The 21514-nt window shown below is 39.8% G+C and carries 21 protein-coding genes; 13 read left to right on the top strand and 8 right to left on the bottom strand.

Going from position 1 to position 21514, the window contains the following annotated elements; all coding sequences use genetic code 11:
• Nucleotides 1-185: 185 nt before the first annotated feature.
• Nucleotides 186-1220, bottom strand: a complete 1035-nt coding sequence (locus BM378_RS03120; protein ID WP_074988595.1) for a LacI family DNA-binding transcriptional regulator — start codon at nt 1218-1220, stop codon at nt 186-188.
• 349 nt (nt 1221-1569) lie between these two features.
• Here BM378_RS03120 and pgi point away from each other — a divergent pair, with 349 nt between their 5' ends.
• The 4 genes from pgi (at nt 1570) to BM378_RS03100 (ending at nt 8942) form a co-directional block, all read left to right on the top strand.
• The gene (gene pgi, locus BM378_RS03115; protein WP_074988594.1) at nt 1570-3216 is read left to right on the top strand and encodes a glucose-6-phosphate isomerase; all 1647 of its coding nucleotides are present in this window, start codon (nt 1570-1572) and stop codon (nt 3214-3216) included.
• A gap of 268 nt (nt 3217-3484) precedes the next feature.
• Nucleotides 3485-4957 carry a glucose-6-phosphate dehydrogenase gene (gene zwf / locus BM378_RS03110; protein WP_036969609.1) on the top strand — a complete coding sequence of 491 codons (1473 nt, stop codon included), beginning with the start codon at nt 3485-3487 and terminating at the stop codon, nt 4955-4957.
• Between the two features lie 5 nt (nt 4958-4962).
• Nucleotides 4963-5673, top strand: coding sequence for a 6-phosphogluconolactonase (gene pgl / locus BM378_RS03105; RefSeq protein ID WP_036969607.1), 711 nt, complete (start codon nt 4963-4965; stop codon nt 5671-5673).
• A gap of 620 nt (nt 5674-6293) precedes the next feature.
• A complete protein-coding gene (locus tag BM378_RS03100; protein WP_036969601.1) occupies nt 6294-8942 on the top strand; it encodes a TonB-dependent receptor in 2649 nt (882 codons plus the stop codon).
• 33 nt (nt 8943-8975) lie between these two features.
• Here the strand turns inward: BM378_RS03100 and BM378_RS03095 are convergent, their stop codons facing one another.
• The gene (locus tag BM378_RS03095; protein ID WP_074988593.1) at nt 8976-9989 is read right to left on the bottom strand and encodes a cupin-like domain-containing protein; all 1014 of its coding nucleotides are present in this window, start codon (nt 9987-9989) and stop codon (nt 8976-8978) included.
• Nucleotides 9990-10051: 62 nt separating this feature from the next.
• Between BM378_RS03095 and BM378_RS03090 the strand changes: the two genes are divergently transcribed.
• The 3 genes from BM378_RS03090 (at nt 10052) to BM378_RS03080 (ending at nt 12768) form a co-directional block, all read left to right on the top strand.
• Nucleotides 10052-10756: a SapC family protein gene (locus BM378_RS03090; protein WP_074988592.1), complete on the top strand. Its 705-nt coding sequence runs from the start codon at nt 10052-10054 to the stop codon at nt 10754-10756.
• Between the two features lie 145 nt (nt 10757-10901).
• Entirely contained in the window at nt 10902-11606 is a 705-nt protein-coding gene (locus tag BM378_RS03085) for a SapC family protein (RefSeq protein WP_036969596.1), read from the top strand.
• Between the two features lie 127 nt (nt 11607-11733).
• Entirely contained in the window at nt 11734-12768 is a 1035-nt protein-coding gene (locus tag BM378_RS03080; protein ID WP_036969594.1) for an isoaspartyl peptidase/L-asparaginase family protein, read from the top strand.
• 115 nt (nt 12769-12883) lie between these two features.
• Here the strand turns inward: BM378_RS03080 and queF are convergent, their stop codons facing one another.
• Nucleotides 12884-13729 carry an NADPH-dependent 7-cyano-7-deazaguanine reductase QueF gene (gene queF / locus BM378_RS03075; protein ID WP_074988591.1) on the bottom strand — a complete coding sequence of 282 codons (846 nt, stop codon included), beginning with the start codon at nt 13727-13729 and terminating at the stop codon, nt 12884-12886.
• Nucleotides 13730-13788: 59 nt separating this feature from the next.
• Between queF and syd the strand changes: the two genes are divergently transcribed.
• Nucleotides 13789-14328 carry a SecY-interacting protein gene (syd, locus tag BM378_RS03070; RefSeq protein WP_074988590.1) on the top strand — a complete coding sequence of 180 codons (540 nt, stop codon included), beginning with the start codon at nt 13789-13791 and terminating at the stop codon, nt 14326-14328.
• A gap of 242 nt (nt 14329-14570) precedes the next feature.
• Here syd and BM378_RS03065 read toward each other — a convergent pair whose 3' ends face one another.
• The 3 genes from BM378_RS03065 to BM378_RS03055 all read right to left on the bottom strand — a co-directional run bounded on the left by BM378_RS03065 (nt 14571) and on the right by BM378_RS03055 (nt 15996).
• A complete protein-coding gene (locus BM378_RS03065) occupies nt 14571-15344 on the bottom strand; it encodes a Zn-ribbon-containing protein (RefSeq protein ID WP_036969585.1) in 774 nt (257 codons plus the stop codon).
• Entirely contained in the window at nt 15344-15610 is a 267-nt protein-coding gene (locus tag BM378_RS03060; protein WP_036969583.1) for a hypothetical protein, read from the bottom strand. The genes BM378_RS03065 and BM378_RS03060 overlap by 1 nt, the downstream gene beginning before the upstream one ends.
• A gap of 155 nt (nt 15611-15765) precedes the next feature.
• The gene (locus tag BM378_RS03055; protein ID WP_036969581.1) at nt 15766-15996 is read right to left on the bottom strand and encodes a DUF2789 domain-containing protein; all 231 of its coding nucleotides are present in this window, start codon (nt 15994-15996) and stop codon (nt 15766-15768) included.
• A gap of 148 nt (nt 15997-16144) precedes the next feature.
• On the opposite strand from BM378_RS03055, the gene BM378_RS03050 reads away from it, so the two are divergent.
• Nucleotides 16145-16795 (top strand): GNAT family N-acetyltransferase, encoded by a 651-nt coding sequence (locus BM378_RS03050; RefSeq protein ID WP_118844163.1) that lies wholly within the window; start codon nt 16145-16147, stop codon nt 16793-16795.
• A gap of 710 nt (nt 16796-17505) precedes the next feature.
• On the opposite strand, the gene BM378_RS03045 is transcribed toward BM378_RS03050, so the two are convergent.
• Together BM378_RS03045 and BM378_RS03040 are read right to left on the bottom strand one after the other, a co-directional pair.
• A complete protein-coding gene (locus tag BM378_RS03045; RefSeq protein WP_036969572.1) occupies nt 17506-17805 on the bottom strand; it encodes a DUF3301 domain-containing protein in 300 nt (99 codons plus the stop codon).
• Entirely contained in the window at nt 17806-18834 is a 1029-nt protein-coding gene (locus tag BM378_RS03040) for a DUF3549 family protein (RefSeq protein ID WP_036969569.1), read from the bottom strand.
• 107 nt (nt 18835-18941) lie between these two features.
• On the opposite strand from BM378_RS03040, the gene BM378_RS03035 reads away from it, so the two are divergent.
• The 4 genes from BM378_RS03035 to BM378_RS03020 all read left to right on the top strand — a co-directional run bounded on the left by BM378_RS03035 (nt 18942) and on the right by BM378_RS03020 (nt 21463).
• Nucleotides 18942-19265 (top strand): YqcC family protein, encoded by a 324-nt coding sequence (locus tag BM378_RS03035; protein WP_074988589.1) that lies wholly within the window; start codon nt 18942-18944, stop codon nt 19263-19265.
• Nucleotides 19258-20031, top strand: a complete 774-nt coding sequence (gene truC / locus BM378_RS03030; RefSeq protein WP_036969558.1) for a tRNA pseudouridine(65) synthase TruC — start codon at nt 19258-19260, stop codon at nt 20029-20031. Before BM378_RS03035 ends, truC begins: the two co-directional genes overlap by 8 nt.
• Complete coding sequence (locus BM378_RS03025; protein ID WP_036969555.1) at nt 20018-20464, top strand: flavodoxin; 447 nt, start codon at nt 20018-20020, stop codon at nt 20462-20464. The genes truC and BM378_RS03025 overlap by 14 nt, the downstream gene beginning before the upstream one ends.
• Before the next feature lie 267 nt (nt 20465-20731).
• Nucleotides 20732-21463 carry a TrmH family RNA methyltransferase gene (locus BM378_RS03020; protein ID WP_036969551.1) on the top strand — a complete coding sequence of 244 codons (732 nt, stop codon included), beginning with the start codon at nt 20732-20734 and terminating at the stop codon, nt 21461-21463.
• The last annotated feature ends 51 nt before the right edge of the window (nt 21464-21514 follow it).

Raw genomic sequence — 21514 nt, 5'->3', positions numbered from 1 at the left:
AATGCAGAAGCAATTGCCGAGAACATCTAAATAACAACATTTTTGCCTTGTTATCAACGCGGTTTTATTGCCTCAAAATAGGCCACTGAATTAAGCGAATAGGTATTAGCGCGACACAGCACTATTGAGTTATAAAAAAACAAAGCCGCTATTTATAGCGGCTTTTGTATAGTTGATGTGTTTTATCAGGAGGCGCTGTTAGGCCCTGAGCTTTCACGTATCACCAACGAAGGGGTAAATGTGGTAATAATGTCTTTATCTTGATTGCGCGCACCACGTGTTTTTCTGAATAACAGGCGCGCTGCATGTTGTGAAATCACATCATTAGCCTGATGCGCGGTTGTTAGTTTAGGCCATGTTTGGCGCGAGAATGGTGAATCCTCGAACCCGGTGATTGATAATTGCTCTGGAATTTCAATTCCCATTAGTCGAGACGCGAACAACGCACCGGCTGCCATTTCATCGTTTCCGCCTAAAAGCGCAGTAATTTTCAGTGGGTTGTTCTCACCAAGTAACGCTTTGGCTCCTTCAACGCCTGATTCAAATGAATATTGGCCTTCATAAACCAGTGCATTGTTGATCGCGATGTTGTGATCTTTTAGCGCAGCTTGATAGCCTTCTAAGCGCTCAGTGGTTGACTTATGCTCTTTGTCGCCGCATAAAAAGCCAATGTTTTTATGACCAAGCGATAATAAATGAGCAGTAATTTCATACGCAGCTGCATAATCGTTCACATAAATACACGTATCTTGGTCTTCGTCTGAAGGGCGGCCAGATAATACACGCACATAATGGATACCCATTTCATCGAGCATATCAATAATACTATTTTGCTCGGATAGTGGGGGAGTGAGGACTAAACCAGCTAAACGAGAGCGTTTTATCATGGTCTTAAAATCTGCTTCCATATTGCTGTCTGTGTAGCTACATGGGTGGATTACAAGTTCATAGCCCTCTTCTTTACAACGAGATAAAACCCCATTTTGCATATCGATAACGTAATAGGCATTCGGGTTGTCATACACTAAGCCGACAGTGAAAGAAGATGTACCCGCAAGATTTCGAGCTGCAAGATTAGGTTGGTAGTTAAGCGTATTAACAGCGTCCATCACGATGTCATACGTTTTTTTTCTGACCGATGGCTCTTTATTGATCACTCGCGAAACGGTTTTCATAGAAACACCCGCAAGTTTAGCTACATCATTTATGGTTACTTTCATACGGTTACTTTATAGTTCGTTATAATTGTATTATAATATTACTCGAAAGATGTGCTCCTGCACGCTTTTCTTACTTAAGTACATTAATATTTAATATAAGTTGTTTAGTGTATCTAATGTTCTACCAAATTAGCAGTAAAATAATTGAGATAATTTTTATGATACCGGTGTCAAAAGAGAAAAATTGCGCTATTATCTCGACTATAAAATGTAAAAGCAGAACATTGACAGCGTTGTCATTTTAACTTAGTGTTATTTTACTTCGTGTTTTTAGTTGCTGTCTTTATTCTAAATTAATAAAAAGATAGTTTTAAATCAGTTTGTTGCAAGTTTTTAGGGGATTATGTTTATGAGCAGCCGTTCGCAATTAGCTAGTTGGCAAGCACTGTCAGAAAGTGCAAAGAAGATGAAACAAATTCATCTTAAAAATTTATTTGCCGAAGATAGTGCGCGTTTCGAACAATTCTCTACTCAAATCCCAGGCGTATTATTTGATTATTCAAAGCAACATATTGATAAAACGGTTTTTGAGCAGCTCATTTCATTAGCCAAAGAGTGCAATGTGAGTGCATGGCGTGAAAAAATGTTCAGTGGTGAAAAAATTAATATCACTGAAGATCGTGCCGTACTTCATACCGCTCTTCGTAATCGTGCAAACACGGCTATTGTGGTTGATGGTGAGAATGTGACCGATGCAGTCAACGCAGAACTGGCTAAAATGAAGACCTTTGTAAATAAGGTGCGCAGCGGTGAGTGGCGTGGTTACACTGGCAAAGCAGTGAAAGATGTTGTCGCGATTGGTGTCGGGGGTTCTAACTTAGGACCGCAAATGGCAACTGAAGCATTGGCCGCTTACGCTGACGATACGTTAAACGTGCATTATGTATCGAATGTTGATGGTGTACAGATTGCATCTGTTTTAAAAGAATTAGACGCAGAAACCACGCTTTTTGTGATTTCTTCGAAAACATTTACTACGTCAGAAACGATGACGAATGCTAAAACGGCTGTTGAGTGGTTTTTACAAGCGGCAGACGCACAAACGCATATCGCTAAGCACTTTGTAGCAGTGAGCACAAATTTAGAAAAAACAGCTGCATTTGGTATTGCTGATGAAAACGTATTCACAATGTGGGATTGGGTCGGTGGTCGCTTTTCTTTATGGAGTGCGATAGGATTACCAATCGCGTTGTACCTAGGCTTCGACGCGTTTGAAGCGATATTAGAAGGTGCGTTTGAAGTTGATGAGCATTTTAAAAATGCTGACTTTGAAACTAATATTCCTTTATTAATGGCACTTTTAAGTGTGTGGAATACGAGCTTTTTAGGTCATACGTCGCACGCTATTTTACCGTATGATCAAGCACTGCATATGCTACCTGCGTACTTACAGCAAGGCGAAATGGAAAGTAACGGTAAGCATGTTAACTTTGCAGGGGACACTGTACCGTATACAACAGTTCCAATCATTTGGGGTATGACAGGTATTAATGGCCAACACGCATTTTACCAATGTTTACACCAAGGTAATGTGATTGTGCCAGCTGACTTTATTGCGTCAATTGAGCCGCAAGTGAATGTTGGCAAACACCATGATATTTTATTATCAAACTTCTTTGCACAAACAGAAGCCATGATGGCCGGTGTCGATGCAGAGCAAGTAACAACAGATTTGACCGCGAAAGGTAAATCTGAAGCCGAAATTGCAGAATTACTGAATCATAAGATTCATCAAGGCAATCGCCCAACAACGTCAATGCTACTAGACAAAGTAGATGCAAAAACAGTGGGTCGTTTAATTGCGCTTTATGAGCATAAGATTTTCTGCCAAGGCATTATTTTAGAAATTTGTTCATTTGACCAATGGGGCGTTGAACTAGGTAAAGGACTTGCCTCTAAAATTGAAGCTGAATTATGTGATGACTCAGTGAGCCATCCTCATGACAGCTCAACCAACGGATTGATCGCTTACTACAAAACACATCGTAAGCAGTAACAGATTCGCAGCATTGCTGCAAAAAAAATACCTTTGAACGGGTAGCGCTGGAGTTCTTAGGGCCTGTATTTTTGTGAGAGGATTTACAGAGCCCCTAAGACTCATTTACTTCAGCACACTATAAGAATAATGAGTAAGCTACTTACAAAAAATTCAACAGGCTTTGTTAAGGGAACCTGCTAACACGGCCAAATCATCCGTATAACAATACGCACTGCCATACAACATGAAGTGAACTAAATGGCATTGCCAATGTAGAGAGTGATATATGCTAAATCCATTTGATATCGTAATTTTTGGGGGCGGTGGTGATCTTGCGTTACGCAAATTACTTCCTGCCATGTATCGCGCTTATCAAGAGGGCAACCTTCCTCAAGGTTCACGTATCCTTCCTACCGTACGTGAGCAAAGCAAATGTGAAGAATACATAGAAACTGCGCACAAAGCATTACAAGACTTCTTAGGAAAAGGCGAGTTTAACGCAAAAGACTGGAAAGCCTTTTCAGCATATTTAGTACCCGTTGTCTCTAATGTGACAGAAGCCGATGATGACTGGGATAAATTAAGAGATATTTTAGATGAACACGATACCGACAAGTCTCGTGTTTTTTATCTTTCGCTTCCTCCTGCCGTGTACGGTAGTTGTTGTGAAATTTTATCTAAAAAAGGGCTTATCACGGAAACTTCACGTGTTGTTGTAGAAAAGCCAATTGGTTATTGCGGTGCGTCTGCAGAAGAAATTAATGCCAAAATCGCTGAGTATTTTACTGAAGAGCAAATTTTCCGTATCGATCATTATTTAGGTAAAGAAACCGTACAAAACTTAATGGCGCTGCGTTTTTCAAATTCATTATTTGAAAATATGTGGGATGCAAAGTCTATCGACAATATTCAAATTAGCTTATCTGAAACTGTGGGTCTTGAAAGCCGAGCTGGTTTTTATGATAAAGCAGGTGCTTTGCGTGACATGGTACAAAACCACTTGTTGCAGTTACTTTGCTTAGTGGCGATGGAGTCACCAAATAAATTAACAGCGAATAGCATTCGTACTGAAAAATTAAAAGTACTTGAATCACTGCGTCCACTGGTTGCAGAAGATGTTGATGCAAATATTGTTCGAGGACAATATGTACCAGGTAACCTTGACGGTAAAATCGTCCCTGGTTATTTAGAAGAGTTAAACGAAGGGGCAAGTAAAACAGAAACTTTCGTTGCTATTCGTGCACACATTGACAACTGGCGTTGGGCGGGTGTGCCATTTTATCTTCGTACAGGTAAACGCATGAAGAAGCGTTGTGCTGAAATTGTCGTTGAATACAAAAAAGTATCGCACAATGTGTACAGCGATAAAGTCGGAAATATTGAGCCGAACCGCTTAGTGATCCGACTACAACCTGAAGAAACAATTCAGTTAACCTTGATGTCGAAGCGTCTTGATAACCTTGAAATGCAATTAGAGCCTGTGACAATGAACATTGAATTATCACAAGCTTACAGCAATGGTTTCCATTCTGATGCCTATAAACGTTTAATGTTAGATGCAGCAGCAAATAATCCATCACTTTTCATCCATCGTGATGAAGTTCGTCAAGCGTGGAAATGGATTGATCCAATTATCGAACGCTGGCAAGAAAAAGGGGCACCATCGTTATACCGTGCAGGTAGCTGGGGCCCAGAAGATGCAGATGAGCTACTCGAAGAAAATAACCATGTATGGTTTAACACTGGCGACAAGGCATAATTAAGATGGCTACAATTGTTGAAAAATTCTTTGCAAGCAAAGACGAATTAACAGCTGAGCTTTCAGCAAGTTTAGAGCAACGTTTAGTTGCAGGCATTAAAGATGATGGCCGTGCTGTATTAATGGTATCGGGTGGTTCTTCACCTGCACCTGCGTATAAGCATTTATCTAACCTTGATCTTGATTGGCAAAATATTGATGTTGCAATGGTCGATGAGCGCTGGGTTGATGCCTCACATGACAAAAGTAACGAAGCATTTATCAACAGCACCTTATTGCAAAACAAAGGCGCAGCCGCTAATTTCATTACAATGAAAAATGATGCGTTAACGGCACACAATGGTGTTGCTCAATGTGAAGCTGCTTATCAGACATTAAAGCGCCCATTTGATGTAACCATTTTGGGAATGGGGCCAGATGGCCATACTGCATCGTTGTTTCCACACGCTGATGGATTAGAGCATGGGCTTGCCACTGATGATTTGGTGTGTGCAATAAATGCGATTGAAAGTGATGTGACAGGTAAAATTACTGAAAGAATGACATTAACGCTTGCAGCGATTGCTCATTCAAAAGTGGTTAAGCTGTTGATCAGTGGTGAAGAAAAACTGGCTGTATACAAACAAGCGAAAGAGGGTGGTGATGTTGCAGACATGCCACTTAGAGCAGTTCTTAACCATCCAACAATTAATATTGAAGTTTATTGGGCACCTTAGTTTCTAATCAACATCTCTGTATTTAAAGCGAGCTTAGGCTCGCTTTTTTGTTTCAATAACAAAATATAAAAACGATAGACATCGTAAGAATGACTCGTTATACTTAAAAATGACAACGCTGTCATTGATATTGATATTGATATTGATTTTTATTATCATAACCCTTGACTCTTTCTGCCCTGAAAAAAGTTAACATTTCTTTTCCAGTGACAGTGCTGTTCCAAAATAGTACGTTTTTTTAATTCTAACATATTGTAAAAACAGTGGTTTATTATAACTTTTTGTTATGGTTAATAAGTGGTCACTGGCAAGTTAAGCTTACAAAAAAGTCCAAAAATGATGTCAATTTCACAAAGTTATCATTTGTGACTTGTCATCAGCCTCATTACTCATGTTATATTTGCGCCGTTTAAATGTAACAATTCTTAAATATCTAATAATTAATTTTCTTCTATATCAATAACTTTGTTTATTTGTTGCCAATTTTTTGCACAAATTCACCAAAAAGATGTAGCACAAATGTAATTTAGAGTGTATGGTTTGTTACTAGATGACAGCGTTGTCATCATCACTGGGCAGAAGTGATATAAAAACCAACAAAATGATTCAAGGGGAATCCTGTGTTAGCTAAAAATTTTAAGAAAAGCTTATTAGCAGTTAATATCGGTCTTGTAATGAGTGCCGGGTTCACTGGCGCTGCATATGCAGCTGATGAAACAAAAGTTCAAGAAGACGTTGAAGTTATTGAAGTACGTGGTATTCGTGCTTCAGCTAAATCTGATATTAATAACAAACGCTTTGCCAATGCTGTAGTAGATTCAATCACGGCTGAAGATATTGGTAAATTTCCAGACAAAAATGTTGCCGAGTCACTTTCACGCATTACTGGCGTAGGTGTAAGCCGTGAGTTTGGTGAAGGTGAAAAAATTACGGTACGTGGTTCAGATCCAACTAAAAACCGTACGTTATTAAATGGTCAAAACGTTGGTACTGCAGATTGGTTTATTCTAGATAATCCTTCGCGTAGCTTTAACTTTACTATGCTTCCTTCCTCGCTTGTTAGCAACTTAGAAGTATATAAGTCACCAGAAGCGCGTTTAGACGAAGGTTCAATCGGTGGTACAGTTATTCTTCATACTCGTAAACCTCTAGACTTAGATGCAAATACGACCTATATAAATCTTCAGAGTCAATATTCAGAAACATCTGAAAAACATGACCCTTTAATTGAAGGTTTATTTTCTTGGAAAAATGAAGATGAAAAGTTTGGTATCTTAGTTTCGGGTTCTAAATCAGATCGTACTGTGCGCCGTGAAGGTTTTGAAGTTCTTGGTTGGGATGCGCAAGATGATGGTACGTATACACCACGTACCATGGGTGTACCAGTATTCCGTCAAGATCGTGAAAGAACAACATTTTTTAGTGCAATTCAATTTGCGCCATCCGATTCATTTAGTGCGACTCTAAATATTTTAGATTCAAATATGGATGTGAATAACACAAACTCAAACTACTTACTTATGAATCCAGCATCTAACGCTACTTTGAGTTACGAAGGAGCTAATGCTGTATATGGTAGTGGTGGTACTGATGTTCGCTGGAATCATATAAACCGTATTTCAAGCACCGACACTAACTCAATTCATTTAGATATTGATTTTGCGACCGATTCTTTCAATATGAACGTTGAATTAGGTACTACTGAAGCAGAAGGTGGTACTTTGAATGAAACGTCTTGGGAGTATGGTGGGCAAGGTAATTACAATTTCGATTTAACGGGAAGCACACCTACAGTTAATGCAGGCATCGATGGTACAGATCCTTCTAAATTTAACGGTGGTTGGATTTGGGGGGGGAATAAACCTACTACAGATGAAGAATCATATGCTCAAGTAGACTTTGATATTCCAGTAGATATGGGGGCATTTACTGCTGTTAAAGTGGGTGTTAAGTATCGTGATCAGAAGCGTACTCAAGATAGAGAAGCTTACAGTTGGCATTGGGGTTATGCAAATGATGGTGTAAGCCCTAACTACATGACTCAAATCATTAGCACTGATTGTCCTACTTTGGCTAAGTGTGATCTTGCTTTAGGATCTGATAGTGTAGGTGCTGATGTTGTTAATGGTGATATTACACAGCAATTAACACATAACAGCGCTAAAATGCTTGAACTTGGCTTAGGTCCAGACGCATCATATGCTGCACATAAAGTGCTAGGTGAAATATTTGAGGTTGAAGAGAAGAAAACATCATTCTATTTACAGGGTGATTTCTCTGGTGATGATTATCGTGGTAACCTAGGTGTTCGTGTCGCGAAGACAGATCAAGACTCTTCGGGCTACTTATTCTCTTCGGATTCATCTGGCCTATTAACAGTTGATAACCCAGGGTTAAACCCAGATTTAGTTCCGTCAACGCTTGAATGGGTAACTGAATCTCGCAGTTATACGGAAATTCTTCCTAACTTTAACTTGTCATATGATCTAGCGGAAGACCAAATTGTGCGTCTATCAGCGGCAAGAACGATGGCTCGTCCTAACTTCTTTGATATTTCACCAATTACCGCACCTGGCGATTTAGAGGAAGATAACCCAACAGCACAAGCGGGTAACCCTAATTTAGACCCTCAATTAGCAAATCAGTTTGATGCTGCATGGGAATATTATTTTGATGATGCATCACTTTTTGCCATTACGCTATTCTACAAAGATATTGAAAGCTATCAGACATCAGGTACATACAATCAAGATTTTTATGACCAAAAAACTGATAAATGGGTTACTGCTAGAGTTACACGTCCTGAAAATGGCCCAGGTGGTACAACAACAGGTTTAGAAGCTACATTGCAGTATGATTTAGGAAGTGGTTTTGGTATATCAGCTAACTATACTTACACAGATGCAAATAATGATGGCGAACGTGATGTTAATAACCCAGGTTCAGGCTTAGTTTTGGGGGCATCTGAAAATATGTTAAATGCTTCGGCATACTATGAAAGTGACTTATTCTCAGTTCGCGCGATGTATAACTACCGCACTGAATGGTACAAAGGTTTACACTCTTCAGGCGCAGAGCTATGGAATGATGACTATGGTCAACTAGACTTCAGTACAACTGTAAATGTCACCGATAATATTTCAGTTGTTTTTGAAGGTATTAACTTAACTAATGAAAAAGTGGTTGAGTATAATACAAGTAAAGACCGTGTTTTATCAATTTATGAAAATGGTCGTCGATTTGTATTAGGTGCGAATTTCCGCTTCTAATATTAATAGTTAAAAATAAAAATGCCGCTAACTTTAGCGGCGTTTTTGTTTGTTAATTCTTTTTATTATGACTTCTTCAATATCTTTTATATCATCCTTGCTTGCTGATAATATTCCATTGTAATTATTTTTTTCATAAGTATTTTCATCATTATTGAAGATGTAATAATTAAATATAGATTGCCATCCGGATTTTTGTTGTTTTGGCAGGTTTCTTATCGTTAATAATGTGTGTAGTAAACTATCAGAAGGTTGTTGAGTCGTATTTTTTAATAAAAAATCATCCTTCCACCAATAGTTAACTAGCATATTAAATTTATCTTTAGCTTTTACATTATGCCACCATAAAGGAGGGATATATAATGCCTCACCAGCTTGTAAATTTGCTGTAACTATTTGATTTTGGACAGACTTGAATTTAGGAAACTTATCTAGATCTGGGTTTTCAAAATCGACTAAACTTATTGCTGGTCCTGTGATTGCGCGGTCAATCGGTGCTAGATACAAAGAAGAGATAGCATGCGTTGGGAGTAAATAAAAAGTTCTTTTACCACAAAGGTTTAGTGCTATGTTGTGCTCTGTGTCATAGTGCCCAGGGACTGTGGTTTCGTTACCTAACCAAATTCTAGGTGTAATACTTTCTAAGAAATCAGGTGATGGATTAAGGGTGCTAAAATTTGGCAGGCATTCAGATAATAATGCACTTTGAATCGCGACTCTATCGATATCAACCTTGTTGTAATCAATAGTCAACCTTTTTAAAACTGATTGCAAGGGTACTTCATATTTAGTAAAAGTATGATTGTTAAAGCTCTCATCAGAGTAACCGATTATTCCATTGTGTTCTTTTCTAATTAATAATGTATCTACATTCACATTATTGGCTTGCGACATTAGACTTCTTAAAAATTTAAGTGGCGACTCTTTCGCTAAAGAAATGCAAGGCCAATCACTAAAAAGATTTGTTATAATTACAGGCTTTTCTGATGATTCTAAATGGCTTTTAAGTTGGGTTGTGCTTTCTGCTTTTATTCTTTTTAATTCCATGCTTTTAATGGCCGATAATACATGTTAATTTAAAATTAATTATAACAATTAAAGAGCGAGTTATGTCAGAGGTTTATGAAATTTTTAGTGTGGATCAGCATCAAAATTATCACATAGATATTGATATATATTATCCCCATATTGCGTCGCAACATGTAATTAATGTGATACCAAGTGAATTGGCTAAGGTTGCCCTAAATTTTCCCATTTGTTTTATGAAGTCATCCAATAATGAAGAACGCTTCTTAATGGTTGCTGTATTAGGGCTTGAAGCGGGTAAAAATGTATTCATGAAAAAAGGGAAATTTGATTCGATTTATATACCACAACATATTTCAAAGTACCCATTTTCACTAGCTAAAGGGGAAAATGGCGATGTAATGATGGCCGTAAACTCGTCAGCCTTAAATGATGAGCAAGAAGGTATAGCGCTTTTTAATGCTAACGGCGAACCATCAGATTATTTAAGATCGAAACAAGCCCAACTTAAAAACATAGCAGAACAAGAAGCGATGTCAGAACACTTTTTAAATAAGTTACGTGAATTAGGTTTATTGGCAGAGTTTCCGTTTAAGTATGATCTTGGTGACGGTAATAAAAAACAAATCTTAGGACTTTATGCGGTAGATCGCGACCTTCTTAAGTCTTTAGGTGATGATGACCTTTTAATGTTGCAAAAAAATGGCATGCTAGAAGCTATATATGCGCATTTAATGTCACTTGGACAATTCCAGCGCCTAATAAACCTTTCTGCTGATGCCATCTAAAAAGTTGTAGTGTATTTTGTTACCAGTGGTTGCTTGTATTGCTACAAACTGCCACAAAATTTTCACTTCCTTTTTGTTGCCAAAACCTATAGGCTTTGGGCACTAACAGCAAAAAACATATTATAAAATTTAATGGAGCAGTATCATGGCGGAGCAACAAGTACAGCCTTTACATAACGAAAAACATGCCAACACTAAAATTCAAAACGGCATCAATATTGAGTTCATGAAAACTCAGCATTTAGTTCCTGTGGTTGCACACGAATTTGCACGTATCGCAAATGAATTCCCAATGGCATTTGTTAAAAACAACGAGTCAGGTCAATTTCAAGCCGTTGCGTTATTTGGTCTAGAGCCAGGTGAAAACCTTTTCATTCAAGACGACAAGTGGACAGCTGCATTTGCACCAATGGCAATGACTCGCTACCCACTGGGTCTTGTTAAGCACCCAGAAGCTGACCAATTTGGCATCGTTATCGACGAAGCAAGCCCTTTAGTTAGCGAAGAAACTGGTAATGCACTTTTCGAAAATGGTGAAGAAACTGAGTACCTTAAACGTCGTAAAGAAGCGCTTGTTTCTTTCATCGAGTTTTCTCAAGTAACTGAAGCATTCACTAAATACCTTGCAGATAAAGAACTACTTGTAGCACAAACGCTAACAGTAGAAATCAAAGGTGAGAAGAAAGACATTAACGGTATCTACCTGGTTGATGAGAAAAAACTTAACTCATTAAGCGATGAAGAGTTCTTAGACCTTCGTAAACGTGGTTACCTAGCACCTATCTACTCTTTCTTAACGTCTACTCATCAAGTAGCACGTTTAGCGCGTTTAAAAGCGGCTAAAGCTTAATTTTAAACAGCAAACAGAAAAGCGCCATTAGGCGCTTTTTTTGTTTCTTTCGTCGGTTAAAGCTTGAAAAACAGTCGTAAATTATTCACATTGGACTTACAAAATACACTCAATTTAAGTGCCCACTATGCTAAGAACATTACTCACTTCAGTCGTTGCATTCAGTGCGTTAACGACAAGCACGTTTGCTTACTCAGCAGAGCAACCATTCGCTATTGCCATTCATGGTGGAGCGGGAACCATCGAGAAAAGCCGTTTTACCCCAGAGCAAGAAAAAGCCTACCGTGCAAAATTAAAAGAGGCGGTTGAAACAGGCTATTCTGTGTTAGAAAAAGGCGGAGAAAGCTTAGATGCCATCACTGCGGCAATCAATGTACTTGAGAATTCACCTTATTTTAATGCAGGGCGTGGTGCGGTATATACCTACGACGGGACACACGAATTAGATGCGTCAATTATGGATGGCCGTTCTCGTCAAGCCGGTGCCGTGTCTGGTGTAAAGCATATTGAAAATCCCATTAATCTAGCGCGTTTAGTGATGGAAAAATCGGTGCATGTGATGTTAAGTGGCCAAGGAGCCGAAGAGTTTGCAAAAACTCAGGGCATGCCATTGGTTGAAAATAATTTATTTGATACCGAAGACCGATATGAAGCTTTACTAAAAGCCAAAGAAAAACTCGATAAAGAGAAAGTGACCAGCAAAGATTACCAAGCAGCACATAAAGCGTTACCTGTTAATTACAAAATGGGCACGGTTGGTGCCGTTGCACTAGATAAAAATGGCAACATTGCGGCAGGTACTTCAACGGGGGGAATGACAGCTAAACGCTTTGGACGCGTTGGTGATGCGCCTGTGATTGGTGCGGGCACCTTTGCCGAAAATGCATCGTGTGCTGTGTCGGCAACCGGCCATGGCGAGTACTTTATTCGCTACAACGTTGCCGCAGATATCTGCGCACGTGTGAAATACCAAGGTAAAACGATTGCTGAAGCGGGTAACGAAGTCATCCACGATGTATTAATGCCTGTTGGTGGCACTGGCGGTGTAATTATTATTGATACGAAAGGCAATATTAGTTTGCCGTTTAATACTGCTGGCATGTATCGCGCGAGTAAATCAAATACAACACCAACGTATGTTGCGATCTTCAACGATGAGTAACGAAGCTGGGCTGTTAAAAAGAAATCGACGCGTTAATCTCTTCTGCAATGCTGCTTAACGATTAGATAAGCAATAAAAAACCGAGTTACTCGGTTTTTTATTGCTTGAGTTCTGCTTATTGGCGATTAATTTTCACGTTAAAGGGGGTTGCGTCTTGATTCGTCGAGCGATAAGGATTGATATCTAAACCACCTCGGCGTGTATAGCGAGCATACACTTCAAGCTCATCAATGTTTAAGTGCTGCATTAAGTCACAGTAAATACGCTCAACACATTGTTCGTGGAACTCATTGTGAGTTCTAAACGAAATCAAATACTTTAATAAGGCTTCGTGACTGATTGCTTGGCCGGTGTAACGAATGATCACGCTGGCCCAATCTGGCTGAGAGGTGATTAAACAGTTCGACTTTAAAAGGTGGCTGTGTAAGGTTTCAGATACCTTTTCATCATGGCTATGGCAAAGTGATGTTGCATCAATGTCATAACTTGAGATTTCAATATCGAGATCATCAATACACTCACCCGGTAGCGCACTAAATGGTAAGCAATTATGATCATCTGCACGATACAAAGTAACGTTCACGTTTGCATTCACCGCCGCTGACAAATCGCGTGTAAGTGCTTGGTGCACTTCTTCAGTCGATGTAAAGCGAGTTTGGTTAAAACTATTCAAATAAAGCTTGAATGACTTTGATTCAATAATATGACTACTTTGGCAAGGAAACACGAATGTAGCGACAGCAACCATCGGCTTACCTTTACTATTTAGCCATGATAATTCATAGCCTGTCCAAATATCTTGGCCCTTAAAAGGTAAGTTATCTTCGCTCACACCGAGTGCATCGCGGTTTAGTTTACGGGCAATAGGAAACAACAAGCTAGGTGTATAGGTATCAACATAGTCCGTTGACTTACCAAGCACGCTGTTTTTTAGTTCGGGGGAGTTGCTGTAATCTGTCATCTTTACACTTTTGTGGTTACAATAACGGCATTATACCTAAAGCTAATGAGTTTCGCAGTATGTCTGTTTCTTCAAAACTGGATAAGTTACACCAAGCATTTAGTGAAAAATGCCTAGAGCGTACAGGAAAGTTTCCTGTCATTGAACATGACACCGCTTGGCCAAGTCCTTGTGAACACGGTGAAGTGGACGAGCAAGGTTTAATTCAATGGCGTGCCGTTGCGCAGCAGCCAGCAGGTTCTTTAGATGACCTAGCCAGTGCGCTTGAGCTTCGCTTCCCTGAAGGGTTAAATGCGTTATTTGGCCACCTTTATGCGGGCAACGTGCTGTTAAATATAAACGATCATCATATTGAGTTATTACAAGCATGGAATGAAGACGATTTTAGCCGCCTGCAACAAAATATTACCGGGCATGTGCTTATGAAACGTAAGTTAAAACAGCCTGAGACCGTATTTATTGGCCTCACAGAGCAAGATGATTTGCTGATTACGGTGTTAGTTGAAAACGGTCAGGTGTGTTTAGAATACGTGGGCAAAAAACCGCACCATGTACTTGCTAACAGCATTAGTGAGTTTTTAGATATGGTAACGGTTTAATACCAACCTGCAATAATACTTAATCATTTTGAGGGATTAAACTTGTTGCTACCTGCGTTAAAAATGTCTGATTTACGACTGTATGGATGCAGAACAACACCTAAATAACGACATTTTTGCCTTGTTATCAACGCGGTTTTATTGCCTCAAAATAGACCACTTAATTAAGCACAGTGGTATTAATTAAGCGCATTGCATTGGTATAGTTTAATAAACAAAAAGGGGCTGTGTGCCCCTTATGTTTACTGAAAATCCCACGATATATTCGATACAAGGCCACAGGGCTCACATCTAAAATCAAATAAGCCAAACCATGGCTCAGGCAGTTTCCAGTCACCATCACAGCTTGGACAACGTCGTTTGAGTTCTGATTCTTTATCAATACCACCAACACGATATAAGTAATAGTAGACAGGTTTTTTAGTCAAATAACTTATTCGCTTAGTAATGTCTTTACCACGACGATACAAATCACTTTGTGTGCTCGCCATTTCCTCAAGGGCTGGAAACTCGCAACGCGTAGCGCCATTGATCTGGATTTGATCGCATGCTTGCCAGTCTTCTTGCCATTTGATCAGTGTTTTGTAATCACCATTAGCAATGGCTGGAATACGAAACAGGGGGACAGGCAAAAAGTCATCACCACAATAAAGTGGGCTGCAGGTATGCACATAAGTGGTGTATAAAATATAACACGATGGGTCCTGACACGCGTCAGCCCCATTTGAATGTATATCTTGGCCGATCACTTTCACTTTAGGCGCTAACAATCCCGCCGAGTGCAGTTGCTCAATGCTGTGTTTAACAAACGGGCTGTTGTTAAGCGGGTGCATCGCATCTTCGGTTGGGCACATAACACGCGTAATAAAATAGCCATCTTTTAAAACAGTGGGGAATTCATCACCAATTATTTGGCCATTAAATCGCAATGCATTCACAAGGCGGTTTATTGCCTGTTCAGCAAGCTCTAGGGTGGTATCTTGGTAGCAATCAAAAGTCAGATCGACAACAAACATTATTTTTTCTCAAGTAATGCTAATAACCTATCTAGTTTTGCTTCAATACGATCTAATTGACTTTCTTTTGGCGCACTAACATGTTCATTTGACGGGTTATTAATAAAATTTTTAATTGAATCCGGATTGTTTTTATACTGACTAACAGCTGCAATAATTACAGGCATTGGCATCGGTTGTGATAGTTTGCTTTTTGTTAGCGCAACTGTAGGGGTTTTACCTTCATCAAGAAGGGTTTTAATTGCATCAAATACAACGGCATTCATTTTTGTATAAACTCTGATTAAAGAATAAAAAGCACTGTAGCGTATGGGCTGCAATGCGCGCGTATGGTAGCAATAATAGAGGTGATGTGAAATTACTTTCCTTATCCATAACCCAAAATTGGTAGATTTTAGGTTATGGATAACTAATCGTGTGTTTATTGACGCAATCGGGCGTCTAATTCATCAATAACCTCACTCCACGCCCCATCTTCAGCTAAAGATTCTGCTAGAAAATGTTGCTGAGCTTCGTCCCAGAATGGAGCCTCCTGTAGTAGGGTGGTATCAGACAGCTGATGCGAGGCAATAAATGCATCGATTTCACTTTCTTTGCTGGGTAAACCTAATTGTGCAAATAAGGTCGAAATATCATGTTTTGTCGTATCCATAATTCTGCTCCTTGTGTATGGCGGTCTTTATTACTGCTCAACCATAATAATGATGAACAGCAGTTTAACTCACGCTGAATTTGTCTTTAATCGCGCTTGGGTATATACCTTATAGTCTAGTACTAAAAATAATAAAACACAGAAAAGGATGAGTATGACAACTGTTGCTGAACCCGAGACCTTACGTGTGCAATACCTAAGTGCTGAAGATATCAGCACGGCCGCTAGTCTTATTTACCAAGCCTATCATGATGACCCCGTACTTCAGAATGTGCTGGGCTACAAAGAAGATAATCCCAGTAAGTATGAAACCAAACTACGCGCTTTAGTACGTGAAGAGCTCGCGAGCTTTTGGCAAGAAAAACAACCTTTAATTGGTTTGTACTCGCAAAGCCGATTAAAAGCCATTGCATGTGTGTTTGATTCATCCAGTGAGTTACAAGCAGAGCGCTATTGGCACTGGCGTTTAAAGTTAATGCTTAGTGCAGGATATTTACAGACAAATCAACTTATTGAAAAAGAGCGCACAATTCGTGAAATGTTAGCTGAAAAAGGGCAGTATTTGTTTTTAGCTTTTATCGCTGTAGACCCTCATTTTCAGGGGCAAGGTTTAGGGCGTTACTTACTTCGAGGACTAGATGATTTAGTAGACAGCCACCAACAAGTATCGGGTTTAGCCGTATTTGTCACACGTGGTGAGCAGCGTGAATTCTTTAGTTCCGAAGGGTTCGAAGTCTTTAAAGCATTAAGCTTTAATCAGGTCGAAGGTGAGTTAATGTTCAAAGCGGCGAAAGAGTAATTGGGACGTTTTGGAAAGTAGTGTGTGCGATTTCTCTTACATTGCTGTGAGTATTATCACTTTAATACAGTTATTTTTGTACCTAAAATGACTTATTTAAATGATTTATAAGGATTTATTGTTTTTTGCAATTTTGTGACTTAAGAAAAATTACTTTTTATGCCTATCTACATCTCAGGAATTCTCTAAACTTAACCATGTCAAGAAGACACAGGTTCAATGAATGAACTGATGCCAAGGATTAGGATTATGGCACACCAAGCATGATGCTTAAGCAGGAAGCAAAAGGACAAGTTCTAAGGAAGGCAAGGACGAATAAGGACACTGCCAGGACGCAGTACAATTGCGGAGCAATTGAAAAGGATTGACCAAGGGATGATATTAGCAGGAAGCTAAAGGAGCGTTTGGAAACGTAGAGGATAGCCAGTGAAGGAAAGTGGACGACACTAGGATGTGTTAAATGTGACATGATGTTGCATGGTGGGTGTATCGGATGTATACCCGTTCAGGGGATAGATGAAAACGGCAGCTTCGGCAAAAGTACGGATACTTTATCATGGAAGTAGCAAGATTGGGGCGTGGCTTGAAGCTACGCCTTAGTTCTTTATGGGGTTGTATTTTTAGCTGAGCAACTTAGTATTGTTAACTCGCAACTCGCAACTCGCAACTCGCAACTCGCAACTCGCAACTCGCAACTCGCAACTCGCAACTTAAATCTTATGCGGTGGTATCACCACACTTTTCAGCATTTCATTTTCCATAAACAGCACACCTTGATAGACACTTTCCCCATCACTTGAGAATTCAAAAATAAACTCGCTTTTGATGCCGGGTTTGCCATTTTTTAGAATGCCAATACGTCGCTTATTACATGCAACACTCACCAATTGCACATTTAACTGTTCAATTTGCCTTTGTGCATGAAGATTGGCGGCCTCAGCTACTTTTCTGTTTAACCAAAAAAAATAGATAATGCTGCCAATAATGATGAGTGTCCATAAACCTGCCATTTACGAAAATAACCTTCCTATTGCTCGCGCGAGTGTTTCGCTGCGATTTTCTAAACGTAACAAACCTAATAAGTGAGGTCGAATAGTTGGAATTGCAACTAGGTCTGTGAAAATACTCACAAACAACTGTTCGATATCGGTGTGATGCGCACAACAATCCATAAAAACATGTAGGCGCGCAGGATCTTCTAAGGTACTAAAGCAACGTCCGGCAATGGTTAAAAGCACATCTGAATGCGTGTTCATTTCAGAGTTCAATACGGCATCAACCAGTTGGGCTGTTAAACCTTGTGCTGATGCTTTTGATATACTGCGAAGTGCGGCGACGAGTGCTATCTCATCTTTTTGCTCTATGGCATTTAAGCCATAAGCTAAAAGTTGCTCCGCAAAAGCGGGAGGAATTGTAACGTGTTCAAGCATAGCGCTGAGTGGTTGTAACACTTCAACAGGCAGTTGCGGCCACGCTGATTGCAAGTTAGTTAGGTTTTTATCGTTGTCTAATCGCATTGCAAAATCAGCAATGCCTTGTACAGCAACACTTTGCCAATTTTCAAAACCTAGGGTGCCAGAAAAATAAAGTTGTGCATATTCATAATATTGCGATGCACTTTGTTTGAGTAAGCACTTAACTTGGGCATTAAATGCGGCCAATTTATTGGCGTTTGGTGTAAATACATACGGGTTATTGTCGAGCTTGCCTTCGGCATTTTCACCGGTAATTTCGGTACCTAATGCTTCGATGACCATGTTCGCAAAATGATCACGGCTGGCACTGACTAAACGGCTTTGTTCATCGAGTGGGAACTTCAAAAACCAGACATAAGGCTCTTTGGATGCTTTGACATCCCAAAACTGAATCGCAAGCCAAGCGTGACCTGCAAGTGGGTAAGGGTAAGGGATTTTAGTTTCTTCAATCGCAAGAAATTGTTTTTTGTCTAACTTAGTGATGTGTCTACCAATATCAAAAGCACGCCATGTAGTGCCCGCAGCATCAAGAAGTTGCCCTAAAGTAGCAATTTGCTCTGTCATAAAATCCCAATCGTCGTTTATAAATCGTTATAAGATGCGAATTATACGCCATACCATGGCGCCTTGGAACAGGGTATAATAAGTCCAAAGGTTTTAAGAGTTATATAATGTATCAACAGACTTTGGCGCTGCTGCGCGAATTACAAACGACACTCCAACGTCATGAACTATGGCAAACAGCTGCAATTGATCCTGCAGCATTAAATTCATCTGTTCCGTTTTGTCATGACACCATGGCGTTTGAGCAGTGGTTACAATTTGTATTTATTGAAAAAATGCAGATGTTAATCACCAATAACCAGCCATTGCCTCGAAACTTTGCTATTGCGCCTATGGCTGAAATGATGCTGGCACAACATGCCGGTGGCCATGATGTTATTAGTGTTTTACTAAAGCTTGATCAGCATTTGAGTGATAACCAAGATGGATGAAATTGTTAAACCGCACTATGAAGAGTTAACGGTTTTATATCGCGACGAAAATTATATCGCAATAGACAAACCGTCTGGTTTACTGGTGCATCGCTCATTTTTAGATAAACACGAAACACAATTTGCCATGCAAATGCTACGTGATCAAATTGGTCAACATGTGTTTCCGGTGCACCGTTTAGATAGACCCACCTCAGGTGTTTTATTGTTTGCATTGAGCTCAGAAGCGGCTCGAGACATGAATCAATTGTTTATTGATGGGCAAATAGAAAAGCGTTACTTAGCCTTGGTTAGGGGCTTTTTAAATGAGTCAATCTTCCTTGATAAGCCTTTAAAAGAAGAACTCGATAAAATAGCCGATAAGTTTGCTGATCAAAATAAGGCTGCACAAGAGGCGCAAACTCACTTTAACTGCTTGCACCAAGCTGCTTTGCCGATCCCAATTGGTAAATACCCCACTGTGCGTTATTCGCTAGTGGAGTGTTTTCCTAAAACGGGGCGAAAGCACCAAATTAGACGGCATTTAAAACATTTATCGCTACCGATCATTGGTGATGTAAACCACGGTGATAACCAACATAACCAATTTTTTAGAGAGCACTTTCAGCTGCGTCGTCTGATGTTATTTGCGTCTGAGCTAAAGTTTGTGCACCCTTATAATAAACAAGTAATAACGATTAGAGCCCCCCTTGGAGAGGCGATGTTAACGATTTGCCAGCAACTAGGCTGGCCAACAGAAGAAAAGGATTATTATGGCAACCATTAGTATTTTTGTCGGCAGTGTGTACGGCGGTGCAGAGCGTTTAAGTGAGCAAGTAATTGAGGTGATTGAAAAGTCACCGCACCAAGCACAGCTTATTGAAAATGGCACAGTAGAAGACATGCTGGCTGCATCACATATATTGGTGATTACCTCGACCACAGGCCAAGGTGATATTCCTGATAATTTAGTGACATTGTACAGCCAATTAAATGATCAATTCCCCATGTTAACAGGCAAGCAGTATGGCATTATCGCTATGGGTGACCGCAGCTATGGTGATACATTTTGTGGGGCAGGGCGCAGTTTTGATGAACTATTTCGTGATTTACAGGCAAAGCCTGTTGGTCATCGCCTTGAAATTGATGCCTGTGAAGACTTTGAACCGTGGCCGGTAACTGAGCCATGGTTAAATGAATGGCTAACAAAAATTAGCTAATAGCTTATAGCCTATTCACACGTGCCGATTGGGGAAAGCAATTGGCACGGTCTGCGACTTTAAGTGCGCTCTTACTGTGCGATACATCATTCACCGCGAGACACCCCCTGTAGTCGGTTTAACGGTGATTTTTATGATTTAAAGATTTAAATATCGGAATAATCACACTTTGCAATTAATGCCTGCCTAAATCGCGTTTAATTCTAACTGAAACTCGCATCTTTAGGTGGTTTGGGTATACTAACGGCTTCATTTTATGAGGCTGTTATGATTTCAAAAAACCAACTGAAACTTATTCGAGCATTAGGTCAGAAGAAATACCGCAAGCAATACAACCAGTATTTAGTTCAAGGTGAAAAAAATGTCCTTGAGTTATTAAACAGTGGTTTGAGTATCGCAAATATATTCGCAACCCCCGCGTTTATTGCCGCGCATCGCTCAGCACTTGCAGCCCATCAAATTATCGAAGCCGATGAAGACAGTCTAACGAAAGCCAGCACCTTGGTGACCAATAACGCAGCCATTGCTGTTGTTGATATGCCAAAGCAGCAAGCATTACCCACCTCGGGCCTTATTTTAGCGCTAGACGGCGTATCAGACCCCGGTAACTTAGGCACAATTATTCGCGTGGCGGACTGGTATGGAATTAACCATATAGTGACAAGCCAAGACAGTGCCGATGCATATAATCCAAAAACCATTAGTGCAACCATGGGGTCATTTGCCCGTGTGACAGTGTCGCAAACCGATTTAACGTGCTATTTACCGAGCTTAAACCTGCCCGTTTATGGGGCTTTTTTAGCGGGTGATAATATTCATCAAGCAAAGCTTAAACAAGATGCTGTTCTTTTAATGGGCAGTGAGTCGCACGGTATTCGCCCAGATTGTGAAAAGCTGGTCACTGATAAAATAACCATACCTGCTTATGGTCAGGCTGAATCGCTGAACGTAGCCATGGCAACAGGCATTATTTTAGATAATTTTAAACGTCACGCTTAACCTTTTGTTATAAAATGAGTTAAATTGCAGAATAATAATAAAAATCGGTAA

This window comes from Pseudoalteromonas lipolytica, assembly GCF_900116435.1.
GTDB lineage: Bacteria > Pseudomonadota > Gammaproteobacteria > Enterobacterales > Alteromonadaceae > Pseudoalteromonas > Pseudoalteromonas lipolytica.
Note: the sequence above shows the minus strand (reverse complement) of the source record. Positions and strands in the feature narration are given on the sequence as shown.

Coding starts and splice junctions, on each gene's coding strand:
- BM378_RS03120 (WP_074988595.1), bottom strand. CDS start 1,220: ATGAAAGTAACCATAAATGATGTAGCTAAACTTGCGGGTGTTTCTATG.
- pgi (WP_074988594.1), top strand. CDS start 1,570: ATGAGCAGCCGTTCGCAATTAGCTAGTTGGCAAGCACTGTCAGAAAGT.
- zwf (WP_036969609.1), top strand. CDS start 3,485: ATGCTAAATCCATTTGATATCGTAATTTTTGGGGGCGGTGGTGATCTT.
- pgl (WP_036969607.1), top strand. CDS start 4,963: ATGGCTACAATTGTTGAAAAATTCTTTGCAAGCAAAGACGAATTAACA.
- BM378_RS03095 (WP_074988593.1), bottom strand. CDS start 9,989: ATGGAATTAAAAAGAATAAAAGCAGAAAGCACAACCCAACTTAAAAGC.
- BM378_RS03090 (WP_074988592.1), top strand. CDS start 10,052: ATGTCAGAGGTTTATGAAATTTTTAGTGTGGATCAGCATCAAAATTAT.
- BM378_RS03085 (WP_036969596.1), top strand. CDS start 10,902: ATGGCGGAGCAACAAGTACAGCCTTTACATAACGAAAAACATGCCAAC.
- BM378_RS03080 (WP_036969594.1), top strand. CDS start 11,734: ATGCTAAGAACATTACTCACTTCAGTCGTTGCATTCAGTGCGTTAACG.
- queF (WP_074988591.1), bottom strand. CDS start 13,729: ATGACAGATTACAGCAACTCCCCCGAACTAAAAAACAGCGTGCTTGGT.
- syd (WP_074988590.1), top strand. CDS start 13,789: ATGTCTGTTTCTTCAAAACTGGATAAGTTACACCAAGCATTTAGTGAA.
- BM378_RS03065 (WP_036969585.1), bottom strand. CDS start 15,344: ATGTTTGTTGTCGATCTGACTTTTGATTGCTACCAAGATACCACCCTA.
- BM378_RS03060 (WP_036969583.1), bottom strand. CDS start 15,610: ATGAATGCCGTTGTATTTGATGCAATTAAAACCCTTCTTGATGAAGGT.
- BM378_RS03055 (WP_036969581.1), bottom strand. CDS start 15,996: ATGGATACGACAAAACATGATATTTCGACCTTATTTGCACAATTAGGT.
- BM378_RS03050 (WP_118844163.1), top strand. CDS start 16,145: ATGAGTATGACAACTGTTGCTGAACCCGAGACCTTACGTGTGCAATAC.
- BM378_RS03045 (WP_036969572.1), bottom strand. CDS start 17,805: ATGGCAGGTTTATGGACACTCATCATTATTGGCAGCATTATCTATTTT.
- BM378_RS03040 (WP_036969569.1), bottom strand. CDS start 18,834: ATGACAGAGCAAATTGCTACTTTAGGGCAACTTCTTGATGCTGCGGGC.
- BM378_RS03035 (WP_074988589.1), top strand. CDS start 18,942: ATGTATCAACAGACTTTGGCGCTGCTGCGCGAATTACAAACGACACTC.
- truC (WP_036969558.1), top strand. CDS start 19,258: ATGGATGAAATTGTTAAACCGCACTATGAAGAGTTAACGGTTTTATAT.
- BM378_RS03025 (WP_036969555.1), top strand. CDS start 20,018: ATGGCAACCATTAGTATTTTTGTCGGCAGTGTGTACGGCGGTGCAGAG.
- BM378_RS03020 (WP_036969551.1), top strand. CDS start 20,732: ATGATTTCAAAAAACCAACTGAAACTTATTCGAGCATTAGGTCAGAAG.